Origin of the sequence: Pseudomonas sp. BC42 (assembly GCF_021560055.1) — a bacterium.
In the GTDB taxonomy this organism is placed as follows: domain Bacteria; phylum Pseudomonadota; class Gammaproteobacteria; order Pseudomonadales; family Pseudomonadaceae; genus Aquipseudomonas.
On sequence record NZ_CP091067.1, the window covers coordinates 5,296,585 to 5,319,107 of the forward strand.

General features: G+C 65.2%; 21 protein-coding genes. 5 read left to right on the plus strand and 16 right to left on the minus strand.

Translation table 11 applies throughout. The annotated features are described in order from the left end of the window. Positions 1-16 precede the first annotated feature (16 nt). The 3 genes from L1O02_RS23880 (at position 17) to L1O02_RS23890 (ending at position 3,709) form a co-directional block, all read left to right on the plus strand. Positions 17-2,578: a TonB-dependent receptor gene (locus L1O02_RS23880; protein WP_129405473.1), complete on the plus strand. Its 2,562-nt coding sequence runs from the start codon at positions 17-19 to the stop codon at positions 2,576-2,578. Positions 2,579-2,788: 210 nt separating this feature from the next. Next, on the plus strand, positions 2,789-3,079 hold the full coding sequence (locus L1O02_RS23885; RefSeq protein WP_235758848.1) for a hypothetical protein: 291 nt from the start codon (positions 2,789-2,791) through the stop codon (positions 3,077-3,079). A gap of 9 nt (positions 3,080-3,088) precedes the next feature. Continuing rightward, positions 3,089-3,709, plus strand: a complete 621-nt coding sequence (locus L1O02_RS23890; RefSeq protein ID WP_060842687.1) for a hypothetical protein — start codon at positions 3,089-3,091, stop codon at positions 3,707-3,709. 3 nt (positions 3,710-3,712) lie between these two features. Here L1O02_RS23890 and L1O02_RS23895 read toward each other — a convergent pair whose 3' ends face one another. The 8 genes from L1O02_RS23895 to L1O02_RS23930 form a co-directional block, all read right to left on the minus strand. Continuing rightward, on the minus strand, positions 3,713-4,921 hold the full coding sequence (locus L1O02_RS23895; protein ID WP_129405470.1) for an extracellular solute-binding protein: 1,209 nt from the start codon (positions 4,919-4,921) through the stop codon (positions 3,713-3,715). Then, complete coding sequence (locus tag L1O02_RS23900) at positions 4,921-5,928, minus strand: GTP-binding protein (protein ID WP_235758850.1); 1,008 nt, start codon at positions 5,926-5,928, stop codon at positions 4,921-4,923. Before L1O02_RS23900 ends, L1O02_RS23895 begins: the two co-directional genes overlap by 1 nt. Then, positions 5,925-6,224 carry a hypothetical protein gene (locus L1O02_RS23905; RefSeq protein WP_060837918.1) on the minus strand — a complete coding sequence of 100 codons (300 nt, stop codon included), beginning with the start codon at positions 6,222-6,224 and terminating at the stop codon, positions 5,925-5,927. The genes L1O02_RS23900 and L1O02_RS23905 overlap by 4 nt, the downstream gene beginning before the upstream one ends. A gap of 13 nt (positions 6,225-6,237) precedes the next feature. Further along, the gene (locus L1O02_RS23910; RefSeq protein ID WP_060837917.1) at positions 6,238-6,987 is read right to left on the minus strand and encodes an SDR family NAD(P)-dependent oxidoreductase; all 750 of its coding nucleotides are present in this window, start codon (positions 6,985-6,987) and stop codon (positions 6,238-6,240) included. A 130-nt stretch (positions 6,988-7,117) separates the two neighbouring features. Beyond that, the gene (locus L1O02_RS23915; protein WP_060837916.1) at positions 7,118-7,879 is read right to left on the minus strand and encodes an SDR family NAD(P)-dependent oxidoreductase; all 762 of its coding nucleotides are present in this window, start codon (positions 7,877-7,879) and stop codon (positions 7,118-7,120) included. Positions 7,880-7,891: 12 nt separating this feature from the next. After that, on the minus strand, positions 7,892-9,232 hold the full coding sequence (locus L1O02_RS23920) for an MFS transporter (RefSeq protein ID WP_235758852.1): 1,341 nt from the start codon (positions 9,230-9,232) through the stop codon (positions 7,892-7,894). A gap of 28 nt (positions 9,233-9,260) precedes the next feature. Continuing rightward, positions 9,261-10,142 (minus strand): polysaccharide deacetylase, encoded by an 882-nt coding sequence (locus tag L1O02_RS23925; RefSeq protein ID WP_060837914.1) that lies wholly within the window; start codon positions 10,140-10,142, stop codon positions 9,261-9,263. A 47-nt stretch (positions 10,143-10,189) separates the two neighbouring features. Beyond that, positions 10,190-11,548, minus strand: a complete 1,359-nt coding sequence (locus L1O02_RS23930; RefSeq protein WP_060837913.1) for an amidase — start codon at positions 11,546-11,548, stop codon at positions 10,190-10,192. Between the two features lie 367 nt (positions 11,549-11,915). Here L1O02_RS23930 and L1O02_RS23935 point away from each other — a divergent pair, with 367 nt between their 5' ends. After that, positions 11,916-12,917, plus strand: a complete 1,002-nt coding sequence (locus L1O02_RS23935; protein ID WP_108544603.1) for a GntR family transcriptional regulator — start codon at positions 11,916-11,918, stop codon at positions 12,915-12,917. Positions 12,918-13,050: 133 nt separating this feature from the next. Here the strand turns inward: L1O02_RS23935 and L1O02_RS23940 are convergent, their stop codons facing one another. The 7 genes from L1O02_RS23940 to L1O02_RS23970 all read right to left on the minus strand — a co-directional run bounded on the left by L1O02_RS23940 (position 13,051) and on the right by L1O02_RS23970 (position 18,491). After that, positions 13,051-13,356: a ribbon-helix-helix domain-containing protein gene (locus L1O02_RS23940; RefSeq protein ID WP_060837911.1), complete on the minus strand. Its 306-nt coding sequence runs from the start codon at positions 13,354-13,356 to the stop codon at positions 13,051-13,053. Positions 13,357-13,370: 14 nt separating this feature from the next. Continuing rightward, positions 13,371-13,952, minus strand: a complete 582-nt coding sequence (locus L1O02_RS23945) for a DJ-1/PfpI family protein (protein ID WP_235758854.1) — start codon at positions 13,950-13,952, stop codon at positions 13,371-13,373. A gap of 169 nt (positions 13,953-14,121) precedes the next feature. Then, on the minus strand, positions 14,122-15,336 hold the full coding sequence (locus L1O02_RS23950; RefSeq protein WP_060842681.1) for an SAM-dependent methyltransferase: 1,215 nt from the start codon (positions 15,334-15,336) through the stop codon (positions 14,122-14,124). A gap of 169 nt (positions 15,337-15,505) precedes the next feature. Beyond that, on the minus strand, positions 15,506-16,123 hold the full coding sequence (locus L1O02_RS23955) for a TPM domain-containing protein (protein ID WP_060837908.1): 618 nt from the start codon (positions 16,121-16,123) through the stop codon (positions 15,506-15,508). Positions 16,124-16,152: 29 nt separating this feature from the next. After that, complete coding sequence (locus tag L1O02_RS23960; RefSeq protein WP_235758856.1) at positions 16,153-16,911, minus strand: TPM domain-containing protein; 759 nt, start codon at positions 16,909-16,911, stop codon at positions 16,153-16,155. Positions 16,912-16,944: 33 nt separating this feature from the next. Then, positions 16,945-17,883, minus strand: coding sequence for a TPM domain-containing protein (locus L1O02_RS23965; protein ID WP_235758858.1), 939 nt, complete (start codon positions 17,881-17,883; stop codon positions 16,945-16,947). Beyond that, positions 17,883-18,491 carry a LemA family protein gene (locus L1O02_RS23970; protein ID WP_016965469.1) on the minus strand — a complete coding sequence of 203 codons (609 nt, stop codon included), beginning with the start codon at positions 18,489-18,491 and terminating at the stop codon, positions 17,883-17,885. Before L1O02_RS23970 ends, L1O02_RS23965 begins: the two co-directional genes overlap by 1 nt. Positions 18,492-18,889: 398 nt before the next feature. Here L1O02_RS23970 and bglX point away from each other — a divergent pair, with 398 nt between their 5' ends. After that, the gene (bglX, locus tag L1O02_RS23975) at positions 18,890-21,181 is read left to right on the plus strand and encodes a beta-glucosidase BglX (RefSeq protein ID WP_060837905.1); all 2,292 of its coding nucleotides are present in this window, start codon (positions 18,890-18,892) and stop codon (positions 21,179-21,181) included. A gap of 184 nt (positions 21,182-21,365) precedes the next feature. Here the strand turns inward: bglX and L1O02_RS23980 are convergent, their stop codons facing one another. After that, positions 21,366-22,523, minus strand: coding sequence for a phosphatidylserine/phosphatidylglycerophosphate/cardiolipin synthase family protein (locus L1O02_RS23980; RefSeq protein WP_060837904.1), 1,158 nt, complete (start codon positions 22,521-22,523; stop codon positions 21,366-21,368).

Sequence of the window (22,523 nt, forward strand, 5' to 3'; positions counted from 1 at the left end):
CGCTCTGGGGGATGTCATGTTTCGCGCGTTCTTGCCTGTTCCGTTAGTCCGTACCCGCCCAACCCTGCTCGCCGCCTGCCTGGCCTTCAGCCTGCAGGTCCAGGCCGGGCCGTTGCATTTCCAGTTGCCGGCGCAGCCCCTGGCCGCGTCCCTGAGTCAGGTCGCCCAGCAGGCGAAGATCCAGCTGCTGTTCGATGAGCAATTGCTGCGCAACGCCAAAGCACCGGCCCTGCAGGGGGACTTCAGCCCCGAAGAGGCGATCCGCAGCCTGCTCCAGGGCGGCCCGTTCAATCTGCTGAAGGTCGACAACACCTACGTCGTGCGCCCCGCCGAAACCAGCGTCAGCAGCGGCTCGGCCCTGCAACTGGGGGCCATGAGCGTGATCGGCAACGGCACCGAGGTCGACGCCGCCAGTGTCGGCCGCTCGACCCTGAACCAGGCGGAAATCGATCGCCACCAGTCCAACAACGTGGTCAGCCTGATCGACACCCTGCCCGGCGTCAGCCTCGGCGGCTCGCTGAAACCCGGCGGCCAGACCATCAACATCTGGGGCCTGGGGGACGCCGAGGACGTGCCGATCACCGTCGACGGCGCCACCAAGAGCGGCTTCGAGCGCTACCAGCAGGGAGTGATTTTCATCGAGCCGGAACTGATCCGGCGGGTGGAAGTGGAAAAGGGCCCGCACTCGCCCAAGACCGGCAACGGCGGTTTCGGCGGCACCGTGCACACCGAAACCAAGGACGCCCCAGATCTGTTGCAGGACGGGCGCAACGCCGGCGCCATGGTCAAGTACGGCTACAGCAGCAACGACCATCAACAGGCCTACACCTCGGCGGTGTATGGCCGTTCCGACGATCATCGTTTCGATGCCCTGGCCTACTGGACCAAGCGCGACGGCGACGACATGAAGCTGGCCAGCTCCGTTCCCGACCCGCGCAATGAATACCTGATCAACCCCAAGCGCCAGCCCAACACCGCCCAGGACCTGGAAGGCGAGCTGTTCAAGTTCAACATGCAACTGACCGACGAGCAGCGCCTGGGCCTGAGCTACATGCGCTCCGACAGCGACATCTGGGCGCCCTTCTCGGCCAAGAGCTACCCGGCGCCCCCCAGCAAGGCCAACATCGACAAGTACGGCTACGACGGCGCCACCAAGCGCTACCTGGCCCAGCGCAACACCATCGACACCACCTGGCTGACCAAGTACGAGTACCAGCCGGTGGACAACCCCTGGATCGATCTCAAGGTCCAGTACTCCAATTCCACGACCGATCAGACCGACGAACGCGGCCCGACCGCTTTCTATCAACCGGTCACCGGCGGTCGCAAGATCACCGTGGGCTACGAGGACAAGATCCTCGAAGTGACCAACATCAGCCGCTTCAGCACCGGTTCCCTGGACCATGCCCTGACCCTCGGCACGCAGATCCGCAAACACACCCGCGAGGTGGACATGTGGATGCCGGGCAAGACCTACGAAGTGCCCAAGTACAACTACGGCCACTACCAGCCGGGGTTCATGCCCCATGGCAAGGTCGACAACAACGCCTTCTACATCCAGGACGCGGTGACCCTGGGGGACTTCACCCTGACCCCGTCGCTGCGCTACGACCATGTGCGCAACCGTGGCCAGGAAAACGACGCGCCGCTGTACAACAGCACCAACCCCAAGGACGGCCATGACTACGGCGACAAGACCTACACCGGCTGGTCGCCACGGCTGTCGGCGTTCTGGAACGTCAATCCGAACCTGGCGCTGTTCGCCGACTACAGCAAGACCTGGCGCGCTCCGGTAATCGACGAGCAGTACGAAGTGCAGGCCCCCGGCAGCAGCCGCTCGGCCACCAGCCGCAACCTGGACCCGGAGCGCATCACCGCGTTGCGCGCGGGGACCCTCCACAACTTCTCCAAGGTGCTGGCCGACAACGACAACCTGCAGATCCGCACCACGGTGTTCCAGAACAAGATCAGCAACGAGATCCTCAAGGCCACCGGGATCGGCTGCGCGGAACAACTGAGCACCGGCAAGAGCATCGCCCAGGTGTGCAAGGAGTCGCCGATGTCGGTGTATCGCAACATCGGCGACCTGACCATCAAGGGCTTCGAAGTCGAAAGCTACTACGACTCCAGCTACCTGTTCGGCGCCCTGTCCTACTCGTGGATCACCGGCAAGCACCAGGGCGCCTACACCAACCCCTGGGGGCCGAACGTCTGGGCCCGGGACATTCCGCCGCGCAAATGGGTGGCGACCCTGGGAGTGAAGATTCCCCAGTGGGATGCCCAGGTCGGCTGGCAGGGCCAGTGGGTGCGCCAGACCGACCGCCTGCCCAGCGACAAATACCCCAGTGGCCCGGCCAGCAGCCTGGGCGACTCCTACTGGGACCAGTACGGCAATGACCGCTACAACGTGCAGGGCTTGTTCGCCAACTGGAAGCCCCAGCAGGCCTACCTCAAGGGCACCGAAGTCAACTTCACCCTGGATAACATGTTCAACCGCGACTACCGCCCGGCCCTCAGCGGCGACAACGCCTACAGCGTCGGACGCAACGCCAAGATCAGCGTGACCCGCTTCTTCTGACGGCCGCTGGCTGCGGTGCATCGGACGCACCGCAGCAGGCCAGCCGTTGGCCATCACCGATGTATTGCAAGCCGTTAACCCGGCCCTGCCGCCCGCGCCTGCCGGGCTAAGATCGACTCCCCCCTGAACACCGCTGAAAGGCCGTTGGGCACTTTCAGTCAACGTCCCATTGATTATGTACGACGACTGTCGTACAACCGAGAACGCATCATGGACAGAGGCTTCAGGAAGGTCAGGCGGGACCTGATCAATGCACTACAAAGCGGCAACTATCTGCATGCCGCGCGCGGTTCGATCGAGGCCAAGAACCTACTGGCCACTGGCGAGGTTTCGGCGGGCCAACTGATCGAGGTCATCGGCGCCTGCAAGGGCACCGACCACCATTGCAGTGCCCACCACAGCGTCCCGGACCTTGCCGTCCATGTGCTGAAGAAGGCGGGCTGGTACATCAAGTTCTACTTTATCGAGCCAGAAACCTGGTTCATCGGCGTTCACCGATGAGGGCAACCCATGAAACTCTATCTGCAGGGCGACCGGGGCAAGGCGCTTTGTGAGCATTGCCAACAGGTCGTGGGCATCACCTACACCCGCCGCGACGTCCCTTTCAGCGACGGCAACGGCCAGGCCCGGGAGGTCCTGGTGGGGGTCTGCGACCTGTGCGCCACGGTGGTGGCCATCCCGCCCCAGTCGACGCCGGCGATCAAGGAAGCCCGCAAGCAGTCATTGACCTCCATCGAGGCGCGGCTGCCGGCGGTCTACCTCGATGTGCTGGATGCGGCGATGCACTCGGTGGCCGAAGACGCCGGGGTGCAGATGCGCAAACTGTTCTTCAGCTACTACTTCAGCGCTCCTCCGGCGTCTTCCCTGGAGCAGGTGCATGAGGGCTTCGCCGCGTACCTGGCCGAACAGGCCGAGGCCCGCCAGTTGCCGGCCGTGCCGGCCATGAAACGCCTGTCGCTGAAGGTCAACCACTATGTGGCCGAGGATCTCGCGCGCCTGCTGCAAGCCACCCGGATGACCCAGACCGAGCTGCTGAAATCGCTGATCGCGCAAATGCGCCTGGACGTGCTGGAAGGCGGCAACCCGGCGGTGATCGCCGACCTGCGCCAGCTGGCGCGCCTGGGGCTCTAGTCCTCAGCCTTTGCCGCGGCCCGCCGCCCGGCCCGCCCGGAGGAAATCGCCCCAGCGCCGCACCAGGTAGTTGTGCTCGTCCATCACCGAGTTCCACACCGCGATGTGCCCCATGCGCTGCTGGTAGGAACCGCCGTCGCGAGTCTCGCCGATCTCGATCAGCGGCGCGCCATCGCTGCCCGGCAACTCCTCCCGGGCCGGCTTGCCGGCGTACCAGTAATCCCACTCGGCGCTGCTCAGGTGATCACGGGTACGCGCCGGGTTGCCGATGTAGTAGCCCTGGCGCGCCATCACCGCTCCGGGCCAGCCCGACAGCCACCAGTTGAGATAGGCGTAGGCCGCGTCCAGCACCGCGCCCTGGGCATGGCGCGACAACGACAGGCCGCCGAACCAGGCGCGGTAGCCCTCGCGCGGCACCGCCAGACGGTATTTGACCCCGGCGCGGTGCAGGCGCATCAGGGTCGGCGACCACAGGCTCTGGATATCGATGCGCGGGCTGAGCATCAGTTGCGCGGCTTCTTCGTCGTCCGACCAGAACGCGGCGAAATGCCCTTCGCGCTGCTTGCGTACCAGGATCTGTGCCAGCCGGTCGATCTCCTCGATGCTCAGGTTGCCGATGTCCTTGAACGACTCCAGGCCACAGCCCTGCACTGCCAGGGCGGCATCCAGGGCACCGATCGCGGCGTCGCTCTGCAAGGCGATGCGCCCGCTCCAGGCCGGCTCCAGCAGCCAGCCCCAGCTTTCGTTGGCGCTGCTGAACCCGGCCGGCAGGCGCTCCGGGCGGTAGGCAAAACTGTCGGCGTTGTGGGTCAGCGGCAGCATGCTGATGCGCTCGCTGACCGTGCTGCCCAGGCTGCCGTCGTGCTGCACGTAGAGCCGCTCGCTGGGCACGCTGCCACTGCCCAGGCGATCGCTGGGGGACAAGCGTCCGCGCTTGGGCAGGTCGTTGATCTCGTGCCACAGGGCAATACGCCGGGTATCGATGGGTTGGATCGCCTGGGCCGGCCAGACGAAATCGACGTTGTGAAACCACTGGTCGTAGAGGTCGTAGCTGTCCGGCTGCATCACCGCGATGCGCTGGGCCTGTTCCACATCGTGCACCTGATACACCAGGCGAATGCCCAGGTCCTGTTCGGCACGCAGCCGCAGGGATTCGAGCAGGGTCACCGAGGTGCCCAGTACCCGCAGGGTGACCGGTTGCGTCGCGACCATCAGGCACTCTCCCCGGCGACCGGGGCGAAGCTGCGGGCGAACACCTCGAAGGAATGGCGCAGTTGCTCGGGCTCAAGCCCGCGCAGGATAAACACCAGCCGCGAACGATGATCGGCACTGGGCCAGCGTGGCAGATGCACGGGAGCATGCAGGCAATGCTGCACGCCATGAATGACGATGGGGGCCTGGCTGGCGTTGACGTTGAGCAATCCTTTCACCCGCAGAATTCGTTCGCCGTGGCATCTTAGCAGCATCGACAACCAGACCCCGAAGCCCACCCAATCCAGCGCTTGCTCGAACTCCAGGCTGCACACCTGCGCCGCGCCATGGGACGCAGGGGCGACCGTCAACGGCCGCTGCAACTGCCAGCGCGCCACCTCCCGCTCGGCCGTCGCCCCGCGCAGCCCCTCGCCCAGCAACAGCTGGTCACCGCTCTGGATCTGCCGGGTCAGCAACAGCGGCGCCCCGGGGTTGAGCCGTTGCAGACGCTCACGCAAGGCAGCCTGGGTCGCCTCGTCGACACAGTCGGTCTTGCTCAGCAACAAGCGGTCCGCGGCCGCCACCTGGGCCAGCCACTCCGGATGCAGGCGCTCCTGCAACGCCGCGTGGCTGGCATCCACCAGGGTCACCAGCAAGCCGATGTGCACCCGCCCACGCAACTGCGGATCGTTGTTCACCGTGGCCAGGATCGGGGCCGGGTCGGCCAGCCCGGTGGTTTCCAGCAGCACCCGGCGAAAGGCCGGGACCTCGCCGCGGCTGCGTCGCGCCAGGAGCCCGAGCAAGGCCTCTTTCAATTCGCCGCGAATCGAACAGCAGACACAGCCGCTGGGCAGCAACACGGTATCCGGCGCCACCTCCTGCACCAGCAGGTGGTCGATGCCGATATCGCCGAACTCGTTGATCAGCAACGCCGTGTCGCCCAGGCTCTGGTCCTGCAACAGACGATTGAGCAAGGTGGTCTTGCCACTGCCGAGAAACCCGGTGATGACGTTCAGGGGCATGCTCATGGCTGTTGCTCCAGGTGTTTGAGAAGCACAGGGTCGAGAGGGTCCAGGGGCCGGCCCAGCATGGCCTCGGCCAGGCTCCAGAGTTGCTCCAGGCCGCTGGCCAGCTCCTGGCGGCCAGTGGCCCCGAGCAGCAAGTAGGCCGAGCCCTGGAAGTCCTCGACCTTGAGCCGCAACGGCGCCAGCACCCGGTTGATCGCGGCGATCCTGCGCAAGCGCTCGCGGCGCCGGGGCAGTTCATCCCCCAGCGGATCGCTCCAGTGCACGTCTTCGCCCAGCAGCCCGCATAAGCCGCACATGTTCAACCCTCCTTCATGGCATGACGTCGCCGGAGTTCGGGCCCAGGGTCTGGCCGACGAACAGGTTGCCCCCCGGATCGCTGGCCAGCAGCACCGCGGTGGGCGCCACTTCATCGGCGAGGCCGAAACGCCCCAGGGGCAGTTCGGCGGCCTTGGCGGTTTTCCAGGCACTGCTGATGCCGGCCACCAGCGGCGTCTCGATCGGTCCCGGGGCGATGGCATTGACCAGCACGTTGTCCTTGGCCACTTCCAAAGCCAGGGACTTGGTGAAGCCGATGACCCCGGCCTTGGCCGCGGCGTAGTGGGTCAGCTCGGCGCCGCCCTTGATCCCCAGCTGCGAGGCGACGTTGATGATCCGCCCCCAGCGCTGCACCAGCATGTGGGGCAAGGCCCGCTGGCTGGCGATGAAGACGCTGGTCAGATCGACGCGCAGCATGTCGTTCCACATCTCGATGGACAGGTCGACGCAACGGGCCTGGGTCAGCATGCCGGCGTTGTTGACCAGGATATCGATGCCGCCGAAATGCTCGACGCAGGCATCGACCCCGGCCTGGGCGCCTTCGACGCTGCCGACATCGGCCACGCATTCGACGACTTCGGCGCCCAGTTCGCGACAGGCTTGGGCGCTCTCGGCCAGGCGCGCGGGGTCGCGGTCGGCCAGCAGCAAGCGGGCACCGGCGACGGCATAAGCCCGAGCGATAGCGGCGCCGATGCCGCTGCCGGCACCGGTGATCACGGCGCGGCGGTTGTGCAGGTGTTGCATGTGCAGCACTCCTTAAAAAAGCTCAGCCCCTGGACGCCCCCGAAGGGGCGCGGCTGATTTGAGGACGTTGAAGGTTTGGCATTAGAGCGATGCGCAGCCTCGCAGGCTCGGCAGCGGCTACACCGTGGGTTCAATCCGGCCAGCGCACCGTCAGGCCGCCATCGATGACGATGCTCTGCCCGGTCAGGTAGCTGGACTCGTCGCTGGTGAGAAAACGCACCAGCGACGCCACTTCATCGGCTCGCCCGACGCGCCCCAGGGGAATCGCCCTGGCCGCCTTGGCCAGCCCTTCCGGGCCCAGGGAGTTCTGGCTGTCGAGGGACTGCGGAGTCTCGATCAGCCCCGGGATCACCGCGTTGCAGCGAATGCCCCTGGCCGCCAGTTCCACCGCCAGCGAGCGGCACAAGCCCGGCACCCCGGCCTTGGCTGCGGCGTAGTGGGCGTGGTCCTGCCAGCCGTAGACGCCGCCGGCAATCGACGAAATCGCCACCAGGGCACCGCCCTCGCCCATGTACCTCACCGCCGCGCGAAAGGTGCGCATGACTCCGGTCAAGTCGACATCGAGCATGGCGTTCCAGGCCTGGTCGGTCATGTCCAGCAGCGGCGCACGGCGCAGCAAGCCGGCATTGGCCACCGCGTAATCGAGACGGCCAAAGTGCGACGCCGCCTGTTCCGCCAGGGCGTCCACCGAGGCGCTGTCGGTAACGTCCAGGGGCAGCATCAGGCATTGCCCGCCCGCCTCGGCCACGAGGTCGCGGGTGGTTTGCGGGTCATGGGGATCGGCGGGGAAGTACCCGCCCACCACCGCCACGCCGCAGCGCGCATAGGCCACGGCCAGGGCCTGGCCGATGCCGCTGGCGGCACCGGTGATCAAGGCGACTTGTCGAGTCATGGATCAGTTTCCTTATTGAACGGTTTCAGGACGCACATGGCGCGCGGCGAACATCAGCGCACCGGAGAGAAAGCAAGGCAGCGCGCCGAAATACAACGCCGAGGTCTGCCAGTCGCCACCGGCGGACAGCACCTGGGTCGCGCCGAAGCCCGCCACCACCGCACCGATCGGGCCCATGGCGTGGATGATCGCGCCGCCGGTGGCGCGGATGCTGGTGGGAAAACTCTCACTGATGAAAAACAGCGCCGCCGAATACGGGCCGATCAGGAAGAACAGGCCCAGGCTGTAGAGCCCCACCACCATCGGCAGGTTGCTCGGGCCGTAGAGCATCCCGGCGAACGACAGGCCGCCAAGCATCCAGCCCAGGCCGATGACGTTGCGCCGGCCGATCTTGTCGCCCATCCAGCCGTGGCTCAGGTAGCCGCAATAGCCCACCAGGTTGGACAGCACCAGGATGATCAGCGAGTTCTCGAAGGAGATGTGGTGCACGCTGACGATCACCGACGTGCCCAGCACGCTGAACACCTGGATCGCCGCCCAGTTGAGCAGGATCGCCGCGCCGATCACCAAAGTCGCGCGCCGCGCCGGGCCACGAAAGGCCGCGGCCAGCCCGGCCTTGCTGTGCTCGTCGTAGTCCACGCCGTAAGTCAGGGCCACCGCCTGGGCCTCGCTGACCGAGCCGCTTTTGCGCAACTGGCTGATGCGCCGGTGGATCTGGAACTGCGGGCTCTCCTTGAGCTTGCGCGCCATGACCGCGATGACGATGGCCGGGATCGCGGCAAAGATGAAGCAGCCCTGCCAGCCGATGATCGGCAGCAGCACCGCGGTCAACCCGGCGGCGATCAGCGCCCCCACCGGCCAGCCGCCCTGCACCAGGCTGTAGATGAAGCCCCGGCGCTTGGCCAGCTTCGGATCGTCGGACGCCGCGTACAGCTCACTGAGGTAGGTGGCGTTCACCGTTTCCTCGGCGTAACCCAGGCCGCCCAGGGAGCGGATCAGGATCAGCGGCGACTTGCCCCAGGCGCCGCCGATGGCGGTCAGCGCCGAACAGATGGCCGAGCCGCTGACGGTGAAAATGATGCCCATGCGCCGCCCCAGCTTGTCCACCAGCGGCCCGATGGCCAGGGCCACCACCGCGGTGCCCACCGCCACCCAGGTGGCGATCTCGGCCTGCTCGACCTCGCCCCAGCCGAAGTGCCGGCCGATCTCCGGCAGCAGGGTGCCAAACAGAATGAAGTCGTACACCGCGAAGACCCAGGCGAAGAAGGCGATCCAGGTGGCGAAGCGCACTTGGTCCGGGGTCAGCTGCTGGGGTTTCCACCCAGTCAGGTCGAGCTTGTTATAGATAGACATCAATCACGCCTCGATGAAGTGGCCGGGATCAGCGGTTGCGCGGGTGGCGGCGGATAAAGTCGTCGGCGATCTCGTCGAAGGTGACGAAACGCACGCCGGCGTGGCTCTGGATGTGTTCGATCAGGCGTTCGAGCATCAACAGCACTTGCGGGCGGCCGGAGACGTCGGGGTGGATGGTCATGGTGAACACCGCGTGTTCATGCTCGCGGTAGACCCAGTCGAACTGGTCGCGCCACATTTCTTCCAGGTGTCGCGGGTTGACGAAGCCGTGGCTGTTGGGGGCTTTCTTGATGAACATCATCGGCGGCAGGTCGTCCAGGTACCAGTTGGCCGGGATCTCCACCAGGTCGGTTTCCTGGCCGCGCACCAGGGGCTTCATCCAGGTGTCGGGGTGCTGGCTGTAGTCGATCTTGGTCCAGCTGTCACCGACCCGCACGTAGTAGGGGTGGAAGTCGTTGTGCATCAGGCTGTGGTCGTACTTGATGCCCTTTTTCAGCAGCAGCTCGTTGGTCACCTTGCTGAATTCCCACCAGGGCGCGACGTAGCCGGTGGGGCGCTTGCCGGTGACCCGGGTGATCAGCTCGATGGACTTGTCGAGCACGATCTCCTCCTGTTCGGCAGTCATGGCGATGGGGTTCTCGTGGCTGTAGCCATGCACGCCGATCTCGTGGCCGGCATCAGCCACGGCCTTCATCTGCTCGGGAAAGGTTTCCATGGAGTGCCCGGGGATGAACCAGGTGGTGCGCAGGCCATAGCGCTCGAACAGCTTGAGCAGGCGCGGCGCGCCGACTTCCCCGGCGAACAGGCCCCGGGAGATGTCGTCCGGCGAATCCTCGCCGCCGTAGGAGCCGAGCCAGCCGGCCACCGCGTCCACATCGACACCAAATGCACAGAGAATTTCTTTAGCCATGAGCGGCCTCCAGTGATTGCTTGTTGTTGGAAAAAAATCGTCGGGGCCTAGCGCGGCAGCACCGCCTCCAGCGCCAGGGCCGTGTTCAGCAACTGCTGGTCATGGCCCTGGGGCAGGCTCAGCAGCAACCCGGTGGGCAGGCCCTGGGCATCGCGGCCGCTGGGCAGGGCCACCCCGGGCATGTCGAGGAAACTGCCGGGCATGGTCAGGCGCAGGGTCGCCAGGTTGGTCCGGGCAAAGAGTTCGTCGTCCTGCTCCAGGGGCGCCAGGGGCGGCGCCACATGGGCCACGCTGGGGGTGATCAGCACCGCGCCGTCCAGTTCGTCGTGCATTTGCTGCTGCAACTGGCGCCGCGCCTGGTACAGCCGCAACAGTTGGCTGGCCGGCATCTGCCGGGCGCTTTCCAGGCGCCGGCGCACCCGTGGGTCCAGTTGCTCGGCGTACTCGCTGTCGAGCAACGGCTGGTGCAGGGCGAAGGCTTCGGCGGCGCCGAGCCAGCCGTGTTCCTGGATCAGTTGCAGGGTGGCTTGCAGGCTGTGCAGCGGCCGTTGCTCCACCCGCGCCCCGGCCTGTTGCAGGCATTCGACCACCTGCAGCAGGTTGGCGCGCACCGCCGCTTGGGTGCGGCTGTCGTCGAGCACTGGCGAATCGACCCAGAAGCGCTGCCCGGCCAGGCTGCGCGGCAGCGGCAGTTGCCGTGGGTCGCCACCGCGCAGCAGAGCGTCGATCACCCAGGCATCGCGCACGCTGCGGGTCAGCGGCCCGAGGCTGTCGAGGCTGTGGGCCAGGGGAAACACCCCGTCGCGGTCATAGCGCCGGGATGTGGCGCGGTAGCCCACCAGGCCATTGAAGGCCGCGGGGATGCGGATCGAACCGGCGGTGTCGGTGCCCATGGCGATCGGCACGATACCGGCGGCCACCGCCACGGCGGAACCTGCCGAAGAGCCACCGGGAATCCGTGGCTGGGCATCGCTGTGGGGATTGATCGGGGTGCCGAAGTGCGGATTCAGGCCGAGCCCGGAGTAAGCGAATTCGCTGAGATTGGTCTTGCCCAGGCTGACCAGCCCGGCGCGGCACAACTGCCGCACGCTGGGCGCATCGACGCCGGCCGGCGCTGCATCGCGCCGCACCTGGGCGGCGGCGGTGGTGATGCTGCCGGCGAGGTCGAACAGATCCTTCCAGGCCAGGGGCACGCCATCCAGCAGGCTCAGCGGCTGGCCGTCACGCCACCGGGCGGCAGCCGCCTCGGCCTCGCGCCGGGCCCGGGCCGGGCACAGGGAAATGAACACATGGGGCGTCGCCTCGGCCAACGCCAGGGCCTGCTCCAGGACCTGGACCGGATCGGTGCGGCCCTGGGCGAAGGCTTGGGCCATCGCCGTGGCGTCGCTCAACGAATCTGGATGCATGGTTCACTCCGCAAATCGATAAAATGTACTAATTATTAAAATGTACATTTTATTCAGAGCAGATTCCGTGCCAGCTCAAGAGCCCGCGCACCTCGTCACCCGTTCCGAAAACTTGGAAATGGCCCTGGAATATCGAGGCAGAGTGGGTTGCAGAGACAGGCCGCCGGGCCACCGACGGAGAAAAGCCTCGCGCCTGCTCATGCCAATGAAATAATGTATCTTTTATTAAAAAGTACATTTTGGTGCAGAAAGGTAACAATCCGGCCATGAAGGCCCCAGGACGGGGCAGGCAAACGTGGCACTCAGTGACACTCGGCAACTGTGAGAGAATCCCCGGCCATCGCCGCCCAGCCCCCTAGAGGAACCGATGAAAGCAGTGTCAGCAGAGGACCCGCGCACCGCATCGCGCTACGCCATGATCCGTCAGGTATTGCGCGACGCCATCCTCCAGGGCACCGCCCTGCAGGGCCTGGTGCTGCTGGAAGCGCCGCTGGCTGAACTGTTCGGCACCAGCCGGGTGCCGGTGCGCAAGGCCCTCGACCTGTTGCACGGCGAAGGCCTGATCAGCCGTTTTGATGGCCGCGGCTACCTGATCAACCCCCAGGGCCTGGCGATCGAACCGCTGCGCCTGCCCCTGAGCCATGCGCACCTGGGACTGGCCAGCGATGAAGAACTGGTGGACACCCGCCCCCTGGGAGAACGGATCTACGAGGAACTGAGCGGCGCCCTCTCCACCTGCATCGCCTTTGGCCACTTCCGCCTCGACGAACAGGCTGCCGCCGAGCACTACGGCGTCAGCCGCGCGGTGGTCCGCGAGGCGCTGATGCGCCTGCGCGATCGCGGCCTGGTGGAAAAGGAGCCCTACTCTCAATGGCTGGCCGGGCCGCTGACCGCCCGCGAAGTCACCGAAGACTACGAACTGCGCGCCTGCCTGGAACCCGAGGCCCTGCGCCAGAGCGCCCCGGGCCTGGCGCGCGAGCACCTGGAACAGATGCTGGAACGGGTGACCCAGGCGCAACAGGCCGAGCATTGCGACCTGGAGGTGCTGGAGCGCCTGGAAGAAGACCTGCACCAGCACTGCCTGAGCGGCTTGCACAACCGCAAGATGGCAGCGCTGATCCGCCAGGCCCAGAGCCCGATGATCATCAACCGGATTTTCTACCGCCTGCTGGGCATCGGTGCCGACCCGGCGATGCTCGCCGAGCACCGACTGATTCTCGAACTGTTGCTGCACGGTGCCTTCGACGCCGCCGCCCTGAACCTCAGGGAACACCTGCAACGCGCCCGCCAGCGCATGCTGCAACGCCTCAAAGTGCTGGCGGTGCTCCCGGAACCGCAACTCCCGGGCTTCCTCAGCAAAATCAGCTGAGCCCGGGCGCCGCTGCCGAGCCCGCGAGGCTGCGCAAAGGTCCGCTGGACCTTGCTTGGCGATCGCCCGCCAAACCTTGAGCGGCCTTCAGAAACCCGCGTCCCTGCGGGCCGTTCGCAGCCTGCGGCAGCGGCTACAGTGCGTTGCGCCGCACCAGGCTGAGATCGGGCGCGGCAGTACGCCGCTGGCTCAGGTAGCGGGTGCAACTGACCCGCAGGAAGGAAGCGAAGTTCACCACTTCGCCGCGGTAGTCCATGACCTCTTCATACAGCTTGGCGATCAGCTGGTTGGTGGTCATGCCGTCGGCTTCGGCGATCTCGCTGAGGATGTCCCAGAACTGGTTTTCCAGGCGCAAGGTGGTGACCACGCCACAGATGCGCAGCGAACGGGAGCGGGACTCGTAGAGAATCGGGTCGGCCTTGACGTACAGCTCGCACATGGCGTGGTCCTCGCTTACAGGGTGATTTTGGTGCCCAGCAAGCCCAGGAAATCGGCCAGCCAGCTGGGGTGCGCCGGCCAGGCCGGGGCGGTGGCCAGATTGCCCTGGACGTGGCCTTCGGTCACCGGGATATCGATGTAAGTGCCGCCGGCCAACCGCACTTCCGGGGCACAGGCCGGGTAGGCGCTGCACTCGCGACCTTCAAGGATGCCCGCCGCGGCCAGCAGTTGCGCGCCGTGGCACACCGCGGCGATCGGCTTGCCGGCCTGGTCGAACTCCTGGACCAGTTGCAGCACCTTGGCGTTCAGCCGCAGGTATTCCGGAGCGCGTCCGCCGGGGATCAGCAGCGCGTCGTAATCAGCGGAGTTGACCTGGGCGAAGTCGAAGTTGAGGGCAAACAGGTGCCCCGGCTTCTCGCTGTAGGTCTGGTCGCCCTCGAAGTCGTGGATCGCCGTGCGCACGGTCTGCCCGGCGCGCTTTTCCGGACACACGGCGTGCACCGTGTGACCGACCATCAGCAGCGCCTGAAACGGCACCATCACTTCGTAGTCTTCGACGTAATCGCCAACCAGCATGAGGATCTTTTTCGCGGCCATGGAGTGGACTCCTTTCAGGGAAAGACGTGGGCGGAAGAAGTACTCAAGGTAGTCCCATTACGCCAGCCCGGGTAATAGCCTGGTACTACAGCGGCAAGCGGCAAGCTGTAAGTGGCAAGTGGCAAGTGGCAAGTGGCAAGTGGCTGGCTTGCGGCTTGTCGCTTGTCACTTACAACTGCTGGTCTGCCTTGAGCAGGGTTTCCAGGCAGTGCTCGCTGATCTGGTAGAAGGCCTTGAGTTCTTCGATCCTGGCCAGCAGCGGGGTCGGGTCAACCGGTTCGGCACGCTTGACCGCCAGGATCATCTTGTTCTTGTTGGTGTGTTCCAGGGAGATGAACTCGAAGACCTTGGTTTCATAACCGCAGGCTTCGAGGAACAAGGCCCGCAGGCTGTCGGTGACCATCTCTGCCTGCTGCCCCAGGTGCAGGCCGTATTGCAGCATCGGCTTGAGCAGCGCCGGGCTCTGGATCTGCTGGCGGATCTGCTTGTGGCAGCACGGCGAGCACATGATGATCGCCGCGCCGGAGCGGATGCCGGTGTGGATCGCGTAGTCGGTGGCGATGTCGCAGGCATGCAGGGCGATCATCACTTCCAGCTGGCTGGGGGCCACGCTGCGCACGTCACCGCACTTGAACACCAGGCCCGGGTGCGCAAGGCGCTGCGCGGCGGCGTTGCACAGGGTCACCATGTCCTCGCGCAATTCGACGCCGGTCACCTCGCCCTCGACCTTGAGGGTGTTGCGCAGGTAGTCGTGGATGGCGAAGGTCAGGTAGCCCTTGCCGGAACCGAAGTCCGCCACCCGTACCGGCTGATCGAGCTTGATCGGCGAACTGCTCAGGGCGTGGCTGAAGACTTCGATGAACTTGTTGATCTGCTTCCACTTGCGCGACATCGCCGGAATCAGCTCGTGCTGCTTGTTGGTCACCCCCAGGTCGGCGAGGAACGGCCGGCTGAGATCGAGGAACCGGTTCTTCTCACGGTTGTGCTCGGCCGACGGCACATCGCGCTGGGTTTGCGGCTTGCCCTTGAACAGCGAGCTCTTGCCCTTCTTGCTGTATTCCAGCTGCACTTCATCGGTCAGGGTCAGCAGGTGGGCGTTCTTGAACGCGGCCGGCAGCAGCTCGGCGATGGCGGCGCTGCCTTCGTCCAGGGTGAAGTTCTTGGTGATGTCGCGGGTCTTGTAGCGATAGACGAAGGACAGGCACGGCTGCTCCTTGACCGTCAGTTGCTTGATGATCAGGCGTTGCAGGTCCGCTTCCGGGCCCACGTGCTTGGCCAGTACCAGCTTGATAAAGGCGTTTTGCGCAAGGCTGGTGTCGAGCAATTGCAGGAACTGGGCGTGATGATCCGGCGCGGAGCGGGCGGAAGGAGCGGTAACGGACATGGGGGCAGGTGCCTCGGGCGATGCGGGGTGTGAATCAGGGAGTGGCGGGTATTTTAGGGAGCAAATCCCGTCGGGGCACGGAGTTATTCACCCGACGGTAAAAATTCGTCGCCCCAGGGCAGTGCAAGGCTCAGGGGCCATGGGCCGGCAAGCCGGCCCCCAAGGGGGCTCAGTTGAGCACCACCAGGCGGTTGGGCAATTCATTGCGCACCTGGGTCAGGGGCACATGGGCCTTGAGCAGTTCGCCGCTGGCCTCAATGCAGTCGAGGAAGCCCTGCAGGGTCTGGCCCTGCCGGACCTGCTGGGTAAAGTTGCGCACGATGCCGTTCCACTGCTTGTTATCCAGACGCTTGGAAATGCCCTCGTCCACGAGGATTTCCACGTAGCGCTCGGCTTCGCTGACAAAGATCAGCACCCCGGTGCCGCCCACGGTGTGGTGCAGGTTCTGTTCGAGGAACTGGCGCCGGGCCAGGTTGGAGGCCCGCCAGTGGCGTACCGAGCGCGGGATCAGCCGGGTGGTGATCCGCGGCAGGCGAAACACCAGGCACAGCACGATGAAGGTCGCCCATTGCGCCAGCAGCAATAGGTGCATGTTCAGCCAGCCGGTGGCGTAGTGCACCAGCCCCGGCACCACCAGCGCCAGCAGGCTGGCCCAGAGCAGCGGGATATAGGCGTAGTCGTCGGCCCGAGCGGCCAGCACTGTCACCAGTTCGGCGTCGGTCTGCTGCTCCACCCGGGCAATGGCTTCGGCCACTTGCCGTTGTTCGTATTCACTGAGTAATGCCATGTCGTTGGATTTCCGCTTTTTATTTTGAGTTACCAGCCGCCGGAGGAACCGCCGCCGCCAAAAGTGCCGCCGCCACCGCTGAAGCCGCCACCGCCGGACCCACCACCAAAACCGCCACCGCCGAAACCACCCCCACCACCGCCGCGACCGCTGGTGGTGGTGATGAAACCGAGCGCCTGCGCCACCATCACCACCAGGATGAACAGCAGCACCATGAAGAGGAACAGCCACGGGTGACGCTGGACAAAATCGTCCTGCGGACTGCTCTCGCCGCCGCTGTCGTAGGCCGTGGCCGGCTCGTCCAGCGGCGTGCCGCCGAGCACCAGGAGCATGGCCGAAACCCCGTCGCTGATGCCCTTGCTGAACTGCCCGGTCTTGAACGCCGGGGTGATCACCTGGTTGATGATCACCGAGGCCTGGGCGTCGGTCAGGCGCTCCTCCAGGCCGTAGCCCACTTCGATGCGCAGCTTGCGCTCGTCCCGAGCGACGATCAGCAGCGCGCCGTTGTTCTTGTCCTTCTGGCCGATGCCCCAGTGGCGCCCCAACTGGTAGCCGTAGTCCTCGATGCTGGCGCCTTGCAGGTCCGGCAGGGTCACCACCACCAACTGTTCGCTGGTGGCCTGTTCGTGGGCTTGCAGTTGCCGAGTCAGCTGGGCGCGGACGCTCGGCTCGATCATCTGCGCGTCGTCCACCACCCGCCCAGTCAGGGCCGGGAACCTGAGTTCGGCCTGGGCCGAGACCGCGAAGACCCAGAGCAACAGCACCAGGCCGATTTTATAGAGTCGCATCAGCACCTCATCCTTAATGTTTGTCCGCGTGTACTACCAACTGCCAGACGCCCCGCCACCGCCAAAACTGCCACCGCCGCCCCTGAAACTGTCCGAATCCGAGCTGGAACTGGAGCTGGAGCTGCTGGAGTCGAACCAGTCGAATGAACCGCTGCTCGCACTGCTGTCGCGCTCGGCCCTGGGCTCGCGCCTGTACGAGTCATCGCCGGTGTCGCGCCGCCCGGCGCTTGCCGCTTCACCGTCGTCGCGCGTGTAGAGCAAGAGCCCGACCAGCGGCACGCCGACGAACACCGAGAAAAACACCAGCTTGAACCACCACAGCCATTCGATCTGCTGGTACCAGCTCTGCACCACCCAGCGATGCTCCAGCATCCGCGTGCTGTTGGGCTCCAGCAGACGCACGATGGAGGTGGTGCCGGTAATGATCCCGGAGGAGTACAGCTCATCCTTGAAGTACGGAATGATCGAGTCGTTGATGATCAGGTGCGCCCAGATATCGTCGATCCGCCCTTCCAGCCCGTAGCCCACCTCGATCCGCACCTGGCGCTCGTCCTTGGCCACCAGCAGCAGGACACCGTTGTTCCTGTCCTTGCGGCCGATGCCCCAGTGCCGGCCCAGTTGCAGGCCGAACTCCTCGATGCTGTAGCCGCCCAGGCTCGGCACCGTGACCACCACCACCTGGTCGCTGGTGCTTTGTTCAAGCCGTTCGAGCATCTGCGTCAGGTAGACCTGCGCCGAAGGCGTCAGCAACTGGGCGGTGTCCACCACACGCCCGGTCAACGGGGGGAACAGGCTTGCAATCGGTGCCGCTGTCGCCGTGGCCGGTGCAGGCCCGACCTGGACAGAGGGCTGCGTCGCACGCAACGGCACCCCATCCATGGGTGTTGAACCTGAGGGTTGCGCCAGTACGACGCCACTCACCAGCCCCAGCCACAGGAGCGCGCCTCGTAGCACGCGCTGCCCGAGGGCCATCAGAATTTCACTTGCGGCGCTTTGTCGGCGTCAGGGCTGGTGGCTTCGAAGGATTCACGCACCGGCAGGTCGCTGTACATCAGGCTGTGCCACAGGCGGCCGGGGAAGGTGCGGATCTCGGTGTTGTACTTCTGCACCGCCAGGATGAAGTCGCGACGGGCCACGGCGATGCGGTTCTCGGTGCCTTCAAGCTGGGATTGCAGGGCCAGGAAGTTCTGGTTGGCCTTGAGATCCGGGTAGCGCTCGGACACCACCATCAGGCGGCTCAGGGCTCCGCTCAACTGGTCCTGGGCCTGCTGGAACTGCTTGAGCTTTTCCGGGTTGTCCAGGGTCTTGGCGTCCACCTGGATCGAGGTGGCCTTGGCCCGCGCCTCGATCACCGCGGTCAGGGTTTCTTCCTCGTGCTTGGCGTAGCCCTTGACGGTTTCCACCAGGTTGGGGATCAGGTCGGCGCGGCGCTGGTACTGGTTCTGCACCTGGCCCCAGTCGGCCTTGACCTGCTCGTCCAGGGTCGGAATGTTGTTGATGCCGCAGCCGCTGAGCAGGCTGGTGAGCAGCAACAGGGCAGCGACAGGCCAGCTCGAACGCAGGCTTTGAGTGATGTTCATGGGTGGGGCTCCTTGCACAACCTGATTGAAATGAAGCTTTTGCCCGGTTTCACGCCTCCTGTGGGCAAAATCTGCCTGCGCCACTGGAATGCATCGGGCTGATGGGCTAAAAGATGCCCAGCGCGAAAAAGAGTTCAGAAATAAGGCGGTGTGAAAACGTCGCGAGTGAAGGCAAGACAAGGCAAAAACAGGCGAGGAAGCGGAGTGTAGTAGCCTACATGAGCATTCCGATCGGACTCGCGCACGAGCCTGTTTTTAACGCCGTATTGCCGAACGCAGCAGTTTTCACACGGCCTGAAGTGTGCTGGATTTATCTGAACAACAATAGCCGCTCCCTAAATTTTGGCTGTTCGACGCGTCACTCATGCGTCGGTCTTGAGCCCTTGAGAACACTATTCATGAATAAGCTGTGTTTGCTGGGCCTGCTGGTCAGCCTGGCCAGTCACCCTGTATTGGCCGAATCTGCCCCGGTCCCCCTGGAAAACAAAGACGCCTTTATCAACGACCTGCTCAAGCGCATGACCCTGGAAGAGAAGATCGGCCAGTTGCGCCTGATCAGCATCGGCCCGGAAATGCCCCGCGAGCTGATCCGCAAGGAAATCGCCGCGGGCAATATCGGCGGCACCTTCAACTCCATCACCCGCCCGGAAAACCGGCCGATGCAGGACGCGGCCATGCGCAGCCGGCTGAAGATCCCGATGTTCTTCGCCTATGACGTGATCCACGGCCACCGGACCATCTTTCCCATCAGCCTGGCCCTGGCGTCCAGCTGGGACATGGACGCCATCGGCCGCTCCGGGCGCATCGCCGCCAAGGAAGCCAGCGCCGACAGCCTGGACATCACCTTCGCGCCGATGGTGGACATCTCCCGCGATCCGCGCTGGGGCCGCACCTCCGAAGGCTTCGGTGAAGACACCTACCTGGTCTCGCGCATTGCCAAGGTCATGGTCAATGCCTACCAGGGCCAGAGCCCGGCCCTGCCGGACAGCATCATGGCCAGCGTCAAGCACTTCGCCCTGTACGGCGCGGTGGAGGGCGGTCGCGACTACAACATCGTCGACATGAGCCCGGTGAAGATGTACCAGGACTACCTGCCGCCCTACCGCGCAGCCATTGACGCCGGTGCCGGCGGGGTGATGGTGGCCCTGAACTCGATCAACGGCGTGCCCGCCACCTCCAACACCTGGCTGATGAACGACCTGTTGCGCAAGGAATGGGGCTTCAAGGGCCTGGCGGTGAGCGACCACGGCGCGATCATCGAGCTGATCCGCCATGGCGTGGCCAAGGACGGTCGCGAAGCGGCCAAGCTGGCGATCAAGGCCGGCATCGACATGAGCATGAACGACTCGCTGTACGGCAAGGAGCTGCCGGGGCTGCTCAAGTCCGGCGAGATCGAGCAGAAGGACATCGACAACGCCGTGCGTGAAGTACTGGCGGCCAAGTACGACATGGGCCTGTTCAAGGACCCTTACGTGCGCATCGGCAAGGCCGAGGACGACCCGGCAGACACCAACGCCGAAAGCCGCCTGCACCGCAGCGACGCCCGGGACATCGCCCGCCGCAGCCTGGTGCTGCTGAAGAACCACAACGACACCCTGCCGTTGAAGAAAACCGCGAAGATCGCCCTGGTCGGCCCGCTGGCCAAGGCGCCGATCGACATGATGGGCAGTTGGGCCGCCGCCGGCGTGCCGGCGCAGTCGGTGACGCTCTACGACGGCATGCGCAATGTCCTGGGCGACAAGGCCCAGCTGGTCTACGCCCGGGGCTCCAACATCACCGCCGACAAGAAGGTGGTGGACTACCTGAACTTCCTCAACTTCGATGCCCCGGAAGTGGTGGACGACCCGCGTCCGGCGCAGCAGATGATCGACGAAGCGGTCCAGGCGGCCAAACAGGCGGACGTGATCGTCGCCGCCGTGGGCGAGTCCCGGGGCATGTCCCACGAGTCTTCGAGCCGTACCGACCTGCTGATTCCCGCCAGCCAGCGCGACCTGATCAAGGCGCTCAAGGCCACCGGCAAGCCGTTGGTGCTGGTGCTGATGAATGGCCGGCCACTGTCGCTGCTGGAAGAAAACCAGCAGGCCGACGCCATCCTGGAAACCTGGTTCAGCGGCACCGAAGGTGGCAACGCCATCGCCGACGTGCTGTTCGGCGACTACAACCCGTCGGGCAAGCTGCCGATCACCTTCCCCCGCACCGTGGGGCAGATCCCGACCTACTACAACCACCTGACCATTGGCCGGCCGTTCACCCCGGGCAAGCCGGGCAACTACACCTCGCAATACTTCGACGACACCACCGGCCCGCTGTTTCCGTTCGGCTATGGCCTGAGCTACACCAGCTTCAGCCTGTCGGACATGGCCCTGTCCTCCACCACGCTGAACAAGAGCGGCAAGCTCGACGCCAGCGTGACCGTGAAGAACACCGGCAAGCGTGACGGCGAAACCGTGGTGCAGCTGTATATCCAGGACGTGGCCGGGTCGATGATCCGCCCGATCAAGGAATTGAAGAACTTCCAGAAAGTCATGCTCAAGGCCGGTGAAGAGAAGTCCATTCACTTCACCATCACCGAGGACGACCTGAAGTTCTACAACGCCCAGCTCAAGTACGCCGCGGAACCGGGCGACTTCAATGTGCAGATCGGCCTGGACTCCCAGGACGTCAAGCAACAGAGCTTCGAACTGCTCTGACCCCTGACACCGGCCGGCGCATGACCTGCGCTGGCCGGCTGCCGCTGCAATCGCCACAACCCCCGCAACTCCTGTAGCCGCTGCCGAGCCTGCGAGGCTGCGCAAAGGCCCGCAGGGCCTTGCTTGGCGATCTTGAGATGTTGCGTCCCTTCGGCCGGTTCGCAGCCTGCGCCAGCGGCTACGGTCAGCCGCGCCGGTCCAGCAGGTTGACCACCAGACGGTCGACCCAGCCCCAGATCCGCTGCTTGATCCGCCGCCACAACGGCCGGTTGCGCCACTGCGCCAGGCTGATCTCTTCGCTCTGGGCGAAATCCGCCTCGAAACTGGCCGCCACCGCGCGGGTCAGCGACGGATCCAGGGCTTCGAGGTTGGCTTCCAGATTGAAGCGCAGGTTCCAGTGATCGAAGTTGCACGAGCCGACGCTGACCCAGTCGTCCACCAGGGCCATCTTCAAATGCAGAAACCGCGGCTGGTATTCAAAGATCCGCACGCCGGCCTTGAGCAGGCGCGGGTAGTAACGGTGCCCGGCATAGCGCACCGCCGGGTGATCGGTGTTCGGCCCGGTCAGCAGCAGGCGCACGTCGATCCCCCGGGCCGCGGCCTTGCGCAATGAACGGCGCACCGACCAGGTGGGCAAGAAGTACGGCGTTGCCAGCCAGATGCGCTGCTGGCCGCTGTGCAGGGCGCGGATCAGAGAGTGCAGGATGTCGCGATGCTGGCGAGAGTCGGCATACGCCACCCGACCCATGCCCTCCCCCGAGTCAGGAACGCGCGGCAGATGGGGCAGGCCGAAATCCACACTGGGCTTCCAGGCCCCCCGGTGCAGGTTGGCACTCCATTGCCGGTCAAACAGCCGCTGCCAGTCACGCACCGCAGGGCCGGCGATCTCCACCATCACTTCATGCCAGTCGCAGCTGTTGTGCTCGGGCTGCCAGAAATCATCGGTGACCCCGGTGCCTCCCACCATTGCCAGGGACTGGTCCACCAACAGCAGCTTGCGATGGTCGCGGTACAGGTTGAGCAGGCCCTGGCGCCATTTCAGGCGGTTGTAGAAGCGCAATTCGACACCGGCAGTTGTCAGGCGCTGGCGCAGGGGCTGGGTAAAGGCCAGGCTGCCGTAGTCGTCGAACAGGCAACGCACCCGCACCCCGCGCTCGGCGGCCTGGACCAGGGCCTGAACCATGGCCTCGGCGCAGGCCCCGGCCTCCACCAGATACAGTTCCAGCTCCACCTGTTCTTGGGCGCGGACGATGGCCAGCAGCATGCGCGGAAAGAATTCGGGACCATCGATCAGCAACTCGAAGCGGTTGCCTTCACGCCAGGGGAACACCGCCGCGCGCAT